Below are 13,867 nucleotides of genomic sequence, written 5' to 3'. Positions count from 1 at the left end.
CGAATTAACAATCAATTCAAATCCTGATATGCTGACGAGGCTGGACCGGACACTCTACTACCTTACATCCACACGCTGACACCCAGGCATGGACACCACAATTGGGAACAAGAGCGCCGGCATAATGAAGACAATGAGAGCGAGGAGAACGTCGTGCTAGAAGAATATCGTAAGCACGTAGCCGAGCGGGCTGCGCAGGGGATTGTTCCTAAACCGTTAGATGCCACGCAGATGGCCGCGCTGGTTGAGTCACTCAAGAATCCCCCGGCAGGCGAAGAAGAAGCATTGCTTGATCTGCTGATTAATCGCGTCCCTCCCGGCGTTGATGAAGCCGCCTATGTAAAGGCCGGTTTTTTGGCTGCCGTCGCTAAAGGCGAAGCCACTTCCCCCTTGGTTAGCCAGGAAAAAGCGGTTGAGCTGCTGGGTACCATGCAAGGGGGTTATAACATCCATCCGCTGATTGATGCGTTAGACAATGACAAGCTGGCACCGATTGCCGCCGAAGCGCTGTCCCACACGCTGCTGATGTTTGATAACTTCTACGATGTGGAAGAAAAGGCGAAAGCGGGCAATGCGCACGCCAAGAAAGTGATTCAATCCTGGGCTGATGCCGAGTGGTTCCTGTCCCGCCCGAAACTGGCGGAAAAAATTACCGTTACCGTTTTTAAAGTCACCGGTGAAACCAACACGGATGACTTATCTCCTGCACCTGATGCCTGGTCACGCCCTGATATCCCTCTGCACGCGCTGGCGATGCTGAAAAACGCCCGTGAAGGTATCGATCCCGATCAGCCTGGCACTGTTGGCCCGATCAAACAGATCGAAGAACTGAACAAGAAAGGCTTCCCGCTGGCTTACGTCGGCGACGTTGTCGGTACAGGATCATCGCGTAAATCGGCGACCAACTCCGTGTTGTGGTTCATGGGCGAAGATATCCCTTATGTTCCGAACAAACGCGGTGGTGGCGTGGTGCTGGGCGGCAAAATTGCCCCGATCTTCTTCAACACGATGGAAGATGCCGGTGCGCTGCCGATCGAAGTGGATGTGAACGATCTGAATATGGGCGATGTCATTGATATTTACCCGTATGAAGGCGAAGTTCGCCGTCATGACACCAATGAAGTCCTGGCGACGTTCGCGCTGAAGACCGACGTATTGCTGGATGAAGTGCGTGCCGGTGGCCGTATTCCACTGATTATCGGTCGCGGACTGACCTCCAAAGCGCGTGAGTCTCTGGGCTTGCCGCACAGCGATGTCTTCCGTATTTCCAAAGCGGTTGAAGCCAGCAAAAAAGGCTTCTCGCTGGCGCAGAAAATGGTGGGTCGTGCCTGTGGCGTCGCGGGTATTCGCCCTGACGAATACTGCGAACCGAAGATGACCTCTGTCGGTTCACAGGACACCACTGGCCCAATGACCCGTGATGAGCTGAAAGACCTGGCCTGTCTGGGCTTCTCCGCCGATCTGGTGATGCAGTCATTCTGTCACACTGCCGCCTATCCAAAGCCGGTTGACGTGACCACGCACCACACGCTGCCTGATTTCATCATGAACCGTGGCGGCGTATCGCTACGTCCGGGTGATGGGGTTATCCACTCCTGGCTGAACCGTATGCTGCTGCCGGATACCGTTGGTACGGGCGGTGACTCCCATACGCGTTTCCCCATCGGTATTTCTTTCCCGGCGGGTTCCGGTCTGGTGGCGTTTGCTGCCGCGACGGGCGTAATGCCGCTGGATATGCCAGAATCCGTTCTGGTGCGCTTCAAAGGCAAAATGCAACCGGGCATTACCCTGCGCGATCTGGTTCATGCCATCCCGCTGTATGCCATCAAGCAAGGCCTGCTGACCGTTGAGAAGAAAGGTAAGAAGAACATCTTCTCTGGTCGTATTCTGGAAATCGAAGGTCTGCCAGATCTGAAAGTCGAGCAGGCGTTTGAACTGACCGATGCCTCGGCGGAACGCTCTGCGGCGGGTTGTACGATCAAGCTGGATAAAGAACCGATCATCGAGTATCTGAACTCCAACATCGTACTGCTGAAGTGGATGATCTCCGAAGGCTATGGCGATCGCCGTACGCTGGAGCGCCGTATTCAGGGCATGGAAAAATGGCTGGCCGATCCGCAGCTGCTGGAAGCCGATGCCGATGCTGAGTACGCGGCGGTGATCGACATCGATCTGGCCGACATCAAAGAGCCGATCCTGTGTGCGCCGAACGATCCGGACGATGCTCGCTGGCTGTCTGACGTGCAGGGCGAGAAGATTGATGAAGTCTTCATTGGTTCCTGTATGACCAACATCGGGCACTTCCGTGCGGCAGGTAAACTGCTGGATAGCCACAAAGGCCAGTTGCCGACCCGCCTGTGGGTTGCGCCGCCGACCAAGATGGATGCGGCACAGCTGACCGAAGAAGGTTACTACAGCGTGTTTGGTAAGAGCGGAGCACGTATCGAGATCCCAGGCTGTTCGCTGTGTATGGGTAACCAGGCGCGCGTGGCGGATGGGGCGACGGTAGTTTCTACCTCGACGCGTAACTTCCCGAACCGTCTGGGAACTGGTGCCAACGTGTATCTGGCGTCTGCTGAGCTGGCGGCGGTGGCGTCTCTGCTGGGTCGCCTGCCGACGTCAGAAGAGTACCAGACCTACATGTCTCAGGTGGATAAAACCGCGCAGGACACCTATCGCTATCTGAATTTTGACCAGTTAGGCCAATATACCGAGAAAGCCGATGGCGTGATCTTCCAGACGACTGTCTAACTCGCTATAGTTCGCATCTCTACACCGAAGGAGGCCTACACAGGCCTCCTTTTTTCTGCCTGCTTGACTGATGGCAACAGGGACGCCTTAAAGGTGGAGATGCATCACGACGGTAGAGAGTAGAGGTGACTAAACTGAATAGAAGAAACATCACAGTGAGGATGACATCATGGACTATGAATTTTTGCGGGATGTGACGGGCCAGGTCATCGTTCGTATGTCGATGGGACATGAAGCGATCGGGCACTGGTTCAATGAAGAAGTAAAAGGCCAGCTAACGGTCTTAACTGATGTTGAAGAAGCGGCACGTTCTGTGGCTGGCAGCGAACGGCAGTGGCGGCGCGTGGGTCATGAATACACGCTGTCGTTGGATGAAGAAGAAGTGATGGTGCAGGCAAATCAGCTGTCTTTCACCACGGACGAGCTGGAAGAAGGCATGAGTTATTACGACGAGGAAAGCCTGTCTTTATGCGGACTGGATGATTTTCTGACGCTGGTGGAAAAATATCGCGAGTTCGTCCTGCATTGATGCTTTTGGCAACACAACCGCATTTGGCCATGCGATCGTGTTGAGAACACGGTTATGTTGGACACACCACCCGACAGACGAGTGGTGTTTTTCCATCAATCAGCCAAGATCGGCATGGCCGAAACGTGCCTGCCAGTCATGATCGAATCGGTTAAGCGCATCGTCAACCGCAGGGTCTTGTAGGAACAGCTCGGCAACCGCAGGGTCAACCGTAATAGCCCGACACCCCGCCAGCAGGCAGTCCAGTACCTGACGTGGCGTCCGAAAGCTGGCTGCCAGCACCTGAGTGTGCGGACTGTGCAGGTTAATCAGGGTTTGCAGTTCTTTTACGAGCGCAATCCCGTCTCCGCCCTGTGCATCAATGCGATTGACGTAAGGGGCGATATAGCGAGCCCCCGCCAGCGCGGCATAAAACCCTTGTCCCGCGCCGTAGACGGCGGTGCCGAGAGTAGGAATATCCAGCGCCGTCAAATGCTTAATGGCACGTAAACCGCCATGCGTCACTGGGACTTTGATGACCAGAGAAGGAATCACGTCTCTGAGTTTCAGCGCTTCCTCGACCATGACGTCAGGATCGCGTGCCATCACCTGAGCAAACAGCTGGCCTTCCGTGCCGATAATGGCCTGCATGTCCCGTAGCACGGTATAAATATCGGATTTTCCGCGTGCGACAATACTTGGGTTGGTGGTCACGCCTTTAATCGGTAACACGCCAGCAAGTCGTTCTACTGCGGCCACATCAGCCGTATCTAAATAGAATTCCATCATTTCCCCCGTTAACGAAAACTCGTGTTGCGGATGACATTCATCATGCGGGCTTAGCGCACGATAATGCCCAGTAGAATACCTACTGCGCCGAAATCGGAATCACTGAACGTGGTGTTTGCCAGTCCGATACTGCCCAACACTGGCAACAGGAAAACAGGCAGGAAGGTAATCAGCAGTCCATTGGCGAAAGAGCCTAAAATCGCACCGCGACGCCCGCCGGTGGCATTACCGAAAACGCCAGCAGCTGCGCCGACGAAGAAGTGCGGCACCACGCCGGGAATGATCACTGTCATACCTAACAGATAGAGCAGCACCATACCGACCACCCCGGCTGCAAAGCTGCTCAGGAAGCCGACCAGCACGGCATTTGGTGCGTAGGGGAAGACGACAGGGCAATCCAATGCCGGTTTAGCATTGGGGACCAGTTTGTCAGAAATGCCTTTAAACGCAGGCACGATTTCCGCAATGACCATCCGCACGCCTTGCAGCACGATGTACACGCCGGCGGCAAAGGTAATGGACTGAATCAGCGAAAACATAAACCAGTTTTTCCCACCGGCGTTCATCGTTTTCACCGCTTCCGGGCCAGCAAACAGACAGGTAAACATGAAGATGAAAAACATGGTAAAAGCGATGGCGACCGGCGTATCACGCAGGAACAGCAGGCTTTTCGGTACTTCCATGTCTTCTGTTGATTTCTCTTTATTACCAAACTTGCTGCCGATAAACGCTGACAGCAGCTGTGATATTGCAGAGAAGTGACCAAAGGCGACGTCATCCGAGCCTGTGACTTTCTTCATATACGGGTGAATAATGGCGGGGAACAGTACCATCGAGACCCCAACGACCAGCGATCCAACGGTAATCAGCAGCACACCTTTCATACCCGCCGTTGCCAGAATCACGGCAACCATCATCGACATAAACAGCGTGTGGTGGCCAGTCAGGAAAATGTATTTCCACGGCGTAAAGCGGGCGATCGCGATATTAATAACCATCGCGAAGAACATGATCATCGCCATCTCGGTGCCGAAGTTCTTCTGTGCGACGGCGACAATGGCTTCATTGTTAGGTACCACACCGGCGATACCAAACGCGTGGTGGAAAATCTCGGCAAAATCACCCAGCGAGGACACAATCAGGCTGGCACCTGCGCCGAGAATCAGGAAACCCATCACGGTTTTCACGGTACCTTTGATGCACTCTGTGGCTGGTTTTTTCTGTGCAATCAGGCCGATAAGCGCAATTAAACCGACCAGGATCGACGGTTCAGACAGCACATCACTCATTAAAAAACGGAAGAATTCCATTTTTGATCCCCCCAGCTTATAAGGCGCCAAGTTCTGTTAGAGCGACCGACAGGCGTTCTTTCATCGCCACTTTGTCGATCATGTTATTCAGGGAAACAATTTTTCCCCCTACCGCCTGCGCGATGAGCTGATCGGCAATATCTTTGGTACCGACGAAGATGTCGCTGTCCGTGCCTTTCGCAGACCCCAAATCCACGTGATCCACATCAGCAACCACGCCGAGCTCTTTAACGATGTTTTTAATGCTCATTTCCATCATCAGGCTGGTACCCAGGCCGTTACCGCATACGACTGTAATTTTCATAATCTGTGTCCTCTGGTGGCGATTAATAACGAGAAATAACGGAAAGCACCTGCTCTACGTCCGTCGCGCGGAGTAACGCGGCGATGTCATCAGGTGTGTCGAACAACTGAGCGAGCTGTGAAATAATATCGATGTGGCTATTGCTGTCCGTGGCGGCCAGAACAATCAGCAAATGAACGGGATCGTTGCCTTCAGAATGGAACACCACGCCTTCACGAATCAGCGTCAGGCTGACGGCGAGTTGATTCACGCCATCTTCCGGGCGCGCATGCGGCATGGCAATCCCAGGGCCGACGACATAGTAAGGGCCGATGGCCTCATGAGAGCGATAGATCGCCTCAAGATAGGTAGGTTCAATTGAACCGTTATCTAATAAAGGCTTACAGGACAAGGCGATAGCGTGACGCCAATCATCACAGGCAGGTAAAATCTGAACAACGTCTGGTGTTAGTAAAGTGTTAAGCATTGGAGTCACCTCTGTATCATTCTGAACGCAGGATAGTGTGGCGATGGCGAAAATAATGTGATTAATCTCTAAAAAGATAGCGCTAACTGATATGCCTATCATTAACTGTGACCGACTTAGCACAAGTGGGGCCATTATTTGTTCCCCCGTGTCGCCGCAGGCACACTATGAGCAGCGCTGACAGGGCGTGAATGACGCAGTAAGGAAGTCGGGGTTGTTCGCTCGTTGCCGACTCCTTCACGCTAGCCTGAAGGCAATGACGTTACCGGCTGTTATCGCGAGCGTGCGATGAGAAAAATGACGAATGGAGAGGAAGTGAGCATGCGTAAGCGTCGTAGTACCGGTAAGGTTACGCTACAGGATGTCGCCGACTACGCGGGCGTCGGGACGATGACGGTATCGCGCGTGATGCGCAAACCCGATCTGGTCTCTGAGAAGTTACGCAGCAAAGTGGAACTGGCCGCCAGAACATTAGGCTATGAACCCAATCAGGAAGCCAGTCAGCTTACCGAGAGTACGAGTCGCGTCACGCTACAGGATATTGCAAACCATGCGGGTGTCGGCGCGATGACGGTGTCCCGCGCATTGAGGGAGCCGGGGCTGGTCTCCGATGCCACGCAGAAGAAAATCAATGAGGCGATAAAAACGCTGGGCTATGTACCAAACCAGGCCGCAGGCGCGCTGGCATCAGCCTATCAGCCTGCTATCGCGGTGCTTTATCCTTTTCAGCAAGATCGCGCCAGCGTGCGTTTTGTGCAGGCATTACAGCAGGCGGTTGGCAAACATCATGTGTCGTTAATCATGGGCTGCCATGAATATCGCCAGCATACCGAAGCGGGAATGGTCGAAAAGCTCCTACAGCAGCGGCCAGCGGCGCTGGTGTTATTCAGCGCACAACTCTCACAGCGAACCCGAGACATTATTCAGGCCAGTAACGTGATTACGGTGAATGTATCCGGTGCTGACGTGCTGAGTGCGAATATCAATATTGATATCGCCCTTGCCGAAGCGGCGGAACAACTGACGATGTCGCTGTTGGAAAAGGGGTATCGTCACGTGGCTTATATCGGCGCGCATACGGATAACCGTTTGCAAAAACAGCAGCTGAACGGCTGGAATAAAGCCATGCTGGCGCGCTATCACAATGCGGATTTGAAAATTACGATCCCGGAAGCCCCCAGCCTACAGTTTGGCCGCTATGCGATGACGGAACTGCTGCAAAGCCAGCCGGAGCTGGATGCGATTATCTGTAGCCATGAGGAAATTGCGCTGGGCGCACTCTTTGAATGCCAGCGCCGCCTGATGAAAGTTCCTTACGATCTGGCGATTGCCTGTCTGGATGGTTCTGAACAATGTGAGCATACGTTCCCCGCGCTGACCGCGATGCGGCTTGATTATGAAAAACTGGGCGCGGAGGTCGGGCGTCTGGTACTCGCCATGATGGACAACGACGAACATCCACCGGTAGTGGAAAAAGTGAAGTTTATCTTTGAACCTCGCGCCAGCAGCTAGCTAAACCGGCCTGTAGAGCCGGTTTGGAACGGAAATTGTGATGAATTACAGCGACGCACCACCGCACATCACCAACTGCTGGCCGGTAATAGCCGCGGCAGACGGGGAGAGCAGATAACCCACCAGATCGGCTACTTCCTGTGGCTGGATGAAGCGCCCAATCGGTGGCAGTTTTGGCGGAGAACTCTGGCGACCCGGCATGGTCAGCATCGGGGTTTCCGTTGCGCCCGGCGCGACGATGTTTACCGTAATGCCACGCGGAGCCAGTTCCGCCGCCCAGCTTCTTGCCATGCCGATCATCGCGGATTTCGTCGTGACGTACTGGCTGCGCCCTGCTGAACCGTTCGACGTGCGGCTGCCCAGCAGCACGATGCGCCCGCCTTGCGGCAGCTTATCGACCAGACGGTCCGCGAGCACCTGTGCTGCCTGAATATGCAAGCGCCATAGCGTTTCACCGTCTTCCAGCGAAAGCTGACCGAGCGGGGCGGCTTTCATAATGCCCGCGGCATGAATGACGGCATCAACCTGCGCAATGTTGTCCAAAATGGCCGTCAGCGCGGGCGTATCCATAATATCCACTGCGCAGTGGGTAAAGTGTGGATGTGAATAATCACCCGGCTTGCGCGACAGGCCGGTTACCCGCCAGCCTTCCGCCAGTAATTTTTGTACGATGGCGGCACCAATCCCTGAGCTGCTGCCGGTAATCAGGGCGTGTTTAGGGGCTGTCGCTGACATGTGTCTCCTTAATCAAACTTAACGGCTTTGATGCCCATTCTGAATTACAACAACGTGACGGGGATTTTAAACACGGCTTTTTTGACCGGAGCAGGGCTGTCGTTAATGGCACACAGCGCCTGATGGGCTTCACCCGGATAGAACGTGACGAAGTCGCCTGCCCGCAGATGGATCTGGTGCGGCACCTGTGGGTTATCCAGAATGTAGAGATCCGGTTTACGCTCGGTCGCGGGCTGACCATGCACATCATTCAGACCGTAACCGATAATTTCCTCCCCTTCCAGAATCAGTTGGATATCGAGGTAGTTACTGTGAAATTCAGTATGTCGCGTGGCACGCGGTGCGGTGTTCACGGTACCGATGCTGTAAAACCAGTCGGCACCTTCCGGCTGGTAGCGGCCTTCGGGTAGCGCATTCAGTTCATCTAACGACATGCCCGGTGCGGACAGAATGGTCCACAGTGCATCGGGCAGCGTGGCGAGTTTGAGGGCGTTTAGGTTTCCTGCAATCATAATCGAGTCCTGAAACTAGCGGGGGAGTACCCCCGCTGACAAAGAGAAAAAGTAGCGCGGTTTAGTTCGCTTTGACCCACTCCTCGCTCACCACGACATGCTTGATCGCCTGACGGAAGTAGGTGAATGCCACGTGCAGCTTACCGTCCTGTGCCTGCTTGACGCTGGGGTAAGAGAACTCGCGGTTCAGCTTCTCTGTGGAGTTATTGGTCATGCAGTAGCCGTCACCCACTTCGATATTACGCTGCCACGGCCAGCTTTTGCCGCCGTCTTCCGAAATGGCGAGCGTCATCGGCGCGCGCGGAGCACCCCAGAAAGCGCTGCGGCTGCCCGCTTGCACTTCCGGCATTTTGGCATTGCTGGCTTTGTCCTCTTCATCCTCGATTTCATCGTACAGCGACAGACGGCGCTCGGTGGCATCGGCAGCGCTCATATGGTTGAACACCAGCGCCAGATGGCCATTCTCCAGCGTGGTCACCTGAATGGAGGAGTTGTTGTTCGGCAAATCGGTTGGCACAGGGTCTGACCAGGTTTTACCGCCATCCGTTGAACGACTTTGGTAGATGAAATCTGCCCAGCGACTGCGGTACAGCGCCAGCAGCGTGCCGTCCTGCAACGGCGTGATGTTCATGTGTACGCAGCCCGTGCTGTTTGGCACCGGATATTCCTGCCAGGTCTTGCCCTGATCGCTGGAGATTTTCACGGCGCTGTCATCGTTGTTACCAACCCATTTCTCACCCGGCTGAACGCGGCAGTAGAACACCGGCAGCAGCCAATCGCCGTTTGCCAGCACGGTGATGGGCTGGCGGATGAAGGTGCCCGGCTGATCGAGCAGCGTGCCGATTTCTCCCCAGGTAGCGCCGAAATCCGTGGATTGGCGGTAGCGCACAATGGCGGTGTCCTGATTACCGGATTTCTGCGCGGTATACAGCAGCCACAGCACGTTATCGGGTGCGAGGAACAGCACCGGGTTTTGCTCGGAACGGGTCGCGTCCTCGGACAACTTAACGGCTTTACTCCAGCCATCGCTGCCTTTCACCAGGCGGGATAGGTAGATAGAGATATCTGCAATGCCTTCCTGAGTGCCACCAAACCAGACGCACAGCACATCGCCGTTCGGCAGATGGAGCAGATTAGCGGCATGGTTCTGCGGGCATTCCGATGGAATGTAGGCATCCAGACGCACGGCATCGCCTTCTGCGTGATGAATTTTTCCGCTACGTTCTACGGTAATGGTTTCGCTACTCATGACTCAGGCTCCTGATTTATTTTCAGTTGGAGAAGTTTGGATTTTTTTCGCTTTGTTCGGAATGACGCTATCGATCGCCATGACGATAGCTGGGGTCACCAGTGCGACATACATGTTATCGATACCGTACGGGTTGCCGAGAATGTACCAGACGGACGTCACCACACAGGCTGATATCAGGCTGGCGTTGGCGCCGCGGGTGCTGTTAAAGAACGGCAAATAGAAGGCAATGATGGCGACCACCGAGATAGAAAGGCGGATTGCACGGGTAAAGAATGACAATTTCAGAACTTCAGGCACCAGTAAAACGAAGATCAATGGCAGGAATCCGATGATGAGCGAGAATACGCGCGTCATCTTCATCTCTTTTTCTGGTGTTGGGTTGTAATACGGAACATAAAAGTCTTTAACAATCAGTGAGGCAATCGCCAGTGCGACGGTACTCACACTGATAAATATGGACGCGACCAGTGATGTAGTAACCAGACCCGCAACCCAAGGATTCATATCCTGAAGGAAGATTGGCATGGCGTACAGGCTATTGATTTCTGGGTGAGCAAACTTCGCTGCGACACCGATAATGGCGATAGCCAGTGCAATCGGCATGCAGAAGAGGAAGGCGACCCAGGTTGCACGTTTTGCTGACGCGGCATCTTTGGTGGCGGAAATAGCCTGAATAACGAACTGGGTACAGAAGATAGAACCGATAGTCCCGATCAACCAGGCGAAAATGGTGCTGGCACCGATTTTACCGTCCCACGTCCAGTAGTAATCCGGCATTTGTTCGATCATTGGCTTGAAGCCGCCAGTCATTTTCAATGCAACGTACAGAATAATCATCACACCAACGTACTTCACGGCACTGTGGATCAACGTGACATAAGCCACGCCTTTTAAACCACCAAAATAGAAGTAGAAGGTACTCACGATCGCGGTGATCAGCGCGGCAACTGGCAGGGAGATGTGCAGTACGGTGGAGATGGCTGCCGCACCGCTGACGTAGTTACCTACGTTTACCAGCAGCAGGGCATAGATCATGATGATCGAAATGATGTTCTTGGTAGACGTACCGTATTTCTCGGCGATGGCGCCAGAGATGGTGACCTTTCCGGTATTGTAGATTTTCTTAACCAAAATCATCCCAAACAGCAGGAAACCGATGGCGGCGCCAATGACTGACCAGGAAGCGGCGATGCCGTTCTCAAAGGCAGACTGTGCCGTACCGACCGTTGATTTGGCGCCGATGAATTCGGTCATCAGCAGGATACCGACGATAAACGCCGGTAGCGCGCGTGACCCTTCCATGAACTCAGTACTTGATTTACTGCGTAATTTGAGCGTTAACCATGAGGTGAATGCGATATAAAACACAATCATCCCAATGATGATGAGGGTATCGGTAAAGTTAAAATGGTTCATATCTTCTCGGCCTTAAATGGAAATTGATATTTCTCTGTTACTGCGAGAATTGATTAAGGATGTTACGGATGTTGTCTTCATCCTGTGCGGAAAACTGGATCGGATAGCGGCTGACGCCGACATCTTCACCCATGATCGCCAGCGCTTTTTTCACCACGGCTGGTGAGAACGCGATGGCGTACAGTGTCTTACGCAACTCGGCAACCTGTTCTTGTGCCTGACGAGAGCCTTCGATGTCACCCGCGTTGAAGCGGTGCCAAATCTGGCTGATCGGTTCCGGTGCCACGTTAGCCAGCCCGGAAATACAGGCGGAGCAGCCGTCAACAAAGCCCTGGTGAATGAGCGAGTCTGGGCCATTCAGTACGTTAAAACCCTGTACACCTTTCACCGCTTGCACATAGCCGCTCAGGCTTTCATAGCTGCCTGCGCTGTCTTTGATGCCGATGATGTTCGGGTGATCTGCCAGCGTGCGGACGGTTTCCGGTGCCAGCGTATTCCCCGTGCGTGCAGGAATGTTGTAGAGAAACACCGGCACAGTCAGCGCATCGGCGACGGCGGTGTAGTGGGCAATCAGTTCTTCCTGTTTGAGTGGGATGAAATACGGGGTGATGACCGAAACGGCATCAACACCCAGCGCGGCGATGCGCTTACCGAGCTTGATGGTTTCCCGCGTGGAGATTTCACCGATGTGGCCGACAACCGGCACTTTTCCGGCAACTTCATCAACGCAGGTTTCAGTGACGGCGACTTTCTCATCGGTGTGCAGTACGAAAAACTCACCGTTGGTGCCGTTACAAAAAATACCGTTGCCGTAGCGCATCTGGCGCTGCACCTGAAGGCGCATGGCAGCGGGGTTAAATTCGCCCTGGTTATCAAACGGCGTGACGATGGCGGTCAGGACGCCAGTAATATTTTTACTCATTGTTCTTCCTCGTGACACGTAATCAAAAAGATGAAAAGTTAAAACCGTCCTACTTAAAACGAATGCCGGTCACTTAAGCCCACTATTAGGGGAAACACAGGGGGAGGTTCCCGCAGGAGGCCTCACCCCTGTGGTAGCCCCGTGTATCTCGATGCTTAAACGATCGCGTATGGTTAAAAGAGCGTCAGATAAACCTCACGGACATCGTCGGCACTGACCTGTGTCGGCACGTTTTTCATCAGGCGCTGCACCTGTAACGCGGCATCAACCAGATAAGGCAGGTGGTCTTTTTCCACGCCGAGCTGCTGTAAGGTGTTGGGCAGGTTGAGGCGTTTAACCAACTCGCTGAAATAGGTCACCAGCGCCTGTGCTTTTTCCGCGGTACTCAGCGCCAGATCGGCATCCGGCAGCAGGTCATACGCCTGTGCGAATTTGTCCTGTGTGGCGTCCTGCACGAAACGCATGCAAGGGGCGAGCAGGATAGCGTTCGCCACGCCGTGTGGGATGTGGTACTTGCCGCCCAGCGGGTAAGACATGGCGTGCACCAGATGCGTACCGGAGTGGGCAATGGCGGCACCGCCGTAGTAGGACGCCCACAGCATGTTCAGCTTGGCTTCCATATTGCCTGGCTCACGCACGGAGGTTTCGAGGTTGGCAAACAGCTTTTTCAGACCAATCAGCGCGTAGTTGTCGCTGACCGGGTTGGCAATCGTTGAAGTGAAACACTCAATCAGGTGGCAGAGTGCATCAATACCCGTTGAAGCGGCGATATGTGACGGCATGCTGATGGTCAGCTCCGGCACCAGCGCAACGTAATCTGGCAGCATCACCGGCGTGATAATACCGACTTTGGTCTCTTTTTCCGGGATCGCCAGAATGGCATTCGGCGTGGCTTCTGAACCGGTTCCTGCGGTGGTCGGGATGAGCAGGGATGTCGTGCGGCGGGTCGGTTTTTCCCCTGCCAGCAGGCTATCCAGCGTAACGGTGTCATCGCCTGCGCACAGTACGGAAAGCAGCTTGGCGACATCCAGCACGCTGCCGCCACCGACGCCGATCACCAGATCGGTCTGGGTTTGTGTGAGCTGGCTCAGTATCTGGGCAACGTCGTGCTGGCTTGGCTCGGCAGGAACATTATCAACCAACAGAACCTGCGGAACGGCTTGCTTAACTTGTGCGATCAGCGCCTGAACGTCAGGCAGCCCGACGATGTTTTTGTCGGTGACAAATAAAACGTGCTGTTTCCCTGCCAACAGGTGACTAATGTCCTGAAGTACCCGGTAACCGCTGAGGATAGTGCTATTGATGTTCATGCTTATTACCTTGCCTTTTCTCTTTCGCCAGAGCGTTATCGCTATGATGATAATGGTTGCGATGGTGATTACTTTCAGTC

At 54.1% G+C, this 13,867-nt stretch carries 13 protein-coding genes; 3 read left to right on the top strand and 10 right to left on the bottom strand.

What is annotated here, in order from left to right:
- Nucleotides 1–153: 153 nt before the first annotated feature.
- Both acnB and yacL read left to right on the top strand, forming a co-directional pair.
- Nucleotides 154–2,751: a bifunctional aconitate hydratase 2/2-methylisocitrate dehydratase gene (gene acnB / locus LCF41_RS18070; protein WP_180741566.1), complete on the top strand. Its 2,598-nt coding sequence runs from the start codon at nucleotides 154–156 to the stop codon at nucleotides 2,749–2,751.
- A 169-nt stretch (nucleotides 2,752–2,920) separates the two neighbouring features.
- Entirely contained in the window at nucleotides 2,921–3,280 is a 360-nt protein-coding gene (gene yacL, locus LCF41_RS18065) for a protein YacL (RefSeq protein WP_015841688.1), read from the top strand.
- Nucleotides 3,281–3,379: 99 nt separating this feature from the next.
- Here yacL and fsa read toward each other — a convergent pair whose 3' ends face one another.
- The 4 genes from fsa to LCF41_RS18045 are packed head-to-tail and all read right to left on the bottom strand — an operon-like array spanning nucleotide 3,380 to nucleotide 6,128.
- Complete coding sequence (gene fsa / locus LCF41_RS18060; protein ID WP_225088219.1) at nucleotides 3,380–4,045, bottom strand: fructose-6-phosphate aldolase; 666 nt, start codon at nucleotides 4,043–4,045, stop codon at nucleotides 3,380–3,382.
- Between the two features lie 53 nt (nucleotides 4,046–4,098).
- Nucleotides 4,099–5,358: a PTS ascorbate transporter subunit IIC gene (ulaA, locus tag LCF41_RS18055; protein ID WP_225085752.1), complete on the bottom strand. Its 1,260-nt coding sequence runs from the start codon at nucleotides 5,356–5,358 to the stop codon at nucleotides 4,099–4,101.
- 16 nt (nucleotides 5,359–5,374) lie between these two features.
- Nucleotides 5,375–5,662 carry a PTS sugar transporter subunit IIB gene (locus LCF41_RS18050; protein WP_015841685.1) on the bottom strand — a complete coding sequence of 96 codons (288 nt, stop codon included), beginning with the start codon at nucleotides 5,660–5,662 and terminating at the stop codon, nucleotides 5,375–5,377.
- A gap of 22 nt (nucleotides 5,663–5,684) precedes the next feature.
- A complete protein-coding gene (locus LCF41_RS18045; protein WP_225085751.1) occupies nucleotides 5,685–6,128 on the bottom strand; it encodes a PTS sugar transporter subunit IIA in 444 nt (147 codons plus the stop codon).
- 321 nt (nucleotides 6,129–6,449) lie between these two features.
- Here LCF41_RS18045 and LCF41_RS18040 point away from each other — a divergent pair, with 321 nt between their 5' ends.
- Nucleotides 6,450–7,640: a LacI family DNA-binding transcriptional regulator gene (locus LCF41_RS18040; RefSeq protein ID WP_225085750.1), complete on the top strand. Its 1,191-nt coding sequence runs from the start codon at nucleotides 6,450–6,452 to the stop codon at nucleotides 7,638–7,640.
- Between the two features lie 45 nt (nucleotides 7,641–7,685).
- Here LCF41_RS18040 and LCF41_RS18035 read toward each other — a convergent pair whose 3' ends face one another.
- From LCF41_RS18035 to LCF41_RS18010, 6 genes are all read right to left on the bottom strand, one after another.
- Nucleotides 7,686–8,375, bottom strand: a complete 690-nt coding sequence (locus LCF41_RS18035; protein WP_225085749.1) for an SDR family NAD(P)-dependent oxidoreductase — start codon at nucleotides 8,373–8,375, stop codon at nucleotides 7,686–7,688.
- Nucleotides 8,376–8,419: 44 nt separating this feature from the next.
- The gene (locus LCF41_RS18030) at nucleotides 8,420–8,887 is read right to left on the bottom strand and encodes a NanQ anomerase/TabA/YiaL family protein (protein ID WP_225085748.1); all 468 of its coding nucleotides are present in this window, start codon (nucleotides 8,885–8,887) and stop codon (nucleotides 8,420–8,422) included.
- A gap of 61 nt (nucleotides 8,888–8,948) precedes the next feature.
- The gene (locus tag LCF41_RS18025; RefSeq protein WP_225085747.1) at nucleotides 8,949–10,136 is read right to left on the bottom strand and encodes a sialidase family protein; all 1,188 of its coding nucleotides are present in this window, start codon (nucleotides 10,134–10,136) and stop codon (nucleotides 8,949–8,951) included.
- A gap of 3 nt (nucleotides 10,137–10,139) precedes the next feature.
- Complete coding sequence (locus LCF41_RS18020; protein ID WP_225085746.1) at nucleotides 10,140–11,555, bottom strand: sodium:solute symporter family protein; 1,416 nt, start codon at nucleotides 11,553–11,555, stop codon at nucleotides 10,140–10,142.
- 37 nt (nucleotides 11,556–11,592) lie between these two features.
- Nucleotides 11,593–12,477 carry a dihydrodipicolinate synthase family protein gene (locus LCF41_RS18015; protein ID WP_225085745.1) on the bottom strand — a complete coding sequence of 295 codons (885 nt, stop codon included), beginning with the start codon at nucleotides 12,475–12,477 and terminating at the stop codon, nucleotides 11,593–11,595.
- 173 nt (nucleotides 12,478–12,650) lie between these two features.
- The gene (locus LCF41_RS18010) at nucleotides 12,651–13,787 is read right to left on the bottom strand and encodes an iron-containing alcohol dehydrogenase (RefSeq protein WP_225085744.1); all 1,137 of its coding nucleotides are present in this window, start codon (nucleotides 13,785–13,787) and stop codon (nucleotides 12,651–12,653) included.
- Between the last annotated feature and the right edge of the window lie 80 nt (nucleotides 13,788–13,867).

The sequence above is a fragment of the Pectobacterium colocasium genome (genome assembly GCF_020181655.1).
GTDB classification, from domain to species: Bacteria; Pseudomonadota; Gammaproteobacteria; order Enterobacterales; family Enterobacteriaceae; genus Pectobacterium; species Pectobacterium colocasium.
This window is presented reverse-complemented; position numbering and strand designations above follow the sequence as displayed.

Excerpts from the sequence above, each read along its gene's own strand:
- LCF41_RS18020 (WP_225085746.1), bottom strand. The coding sequence starts at position 11,555 with ATGAACCATTTTAACTTTACCGATACCCTCATCATCATTGGGATGATT.
- LCF41_RS18040 (WP_225085750.1), top strand. The coding sequence starts at position 6,450 with ATGCGTAAGCGTCGTAGTACCGGTAAGGTTACGCTACAGGATGTCGCC.
- LCF41_RS18025 (WP_225085747.1), bottom strand. The coding sequence starts at position 10,136 with ATGAGTAGCGAAACCATTACCGTAGAACGTAGCGGAAAAATTCATCAC.
- LCF41_RS18045 (WP_225085751.1), bottom strand. The coding sequence starts at position 6,128 with ATGCTTAACACTTTACTAACACCAGACGTTGTTCAGATTTTACCTGCC.
- LCF41_RS18015 (WP_225085745.1), bottom strand. The coding sequence starts at position 12,477 with ATGAGTAAAAATATTACTGGCGTCCTGACCGCCATCGTCACGCCGTTT.
- fsa (WP_225088219.1), bottom strand. The coding sequence starts at position 4,045 with ATGGAATTCTATTTAGATACGGCTGATGTGGCCGCAGTAGAACGACTT.
- LCF41_RS18035 (WP_225085749.1), bottom strand. The coding sequence starts at position 8,375 with ATGTCAGCGACAGCCCCTAAACACGCCCTGATTACCGGCAGCAGCTCA.
- LCF41_RS18030 (WP_225085748.1), bottom strand. The coding sequence starts at position 8,887 with ATGATTGCAGGAAACCTAAACGCCCTCAAACTCGCCACGCTGCCCGAT.
- ulaA (WP_225085752.1), bottom strand. The coding sequence starts at position 5,358 with ATGGAATTCTTCCGTTTTTTAATGAGTGATGTGCTGTCTGAACCGTCG.
- yacL (WP_015841688.1), top strand. The coding sequence starts at position 2,921 with ATGGACTATGAATTTTTGCGGGATGTGACGGGCCAGGTCATCGTTCGT.
- LCF41_RS18050 (WP_015841685.1), bottom strand. The coding sequence starts at position 5,662 with ATGAAAATTACAGTCGTATGCGGTAACGGCCTGGGTACCAGCCTGATG.
- LCF41_RS18010 (WP_225085744.1), bottom strand. The coding sequence starts at position 13,787 with ATGAACATCAATAGCACTATCCTCAGCGGTTACCGGGTACTTCAGGAC.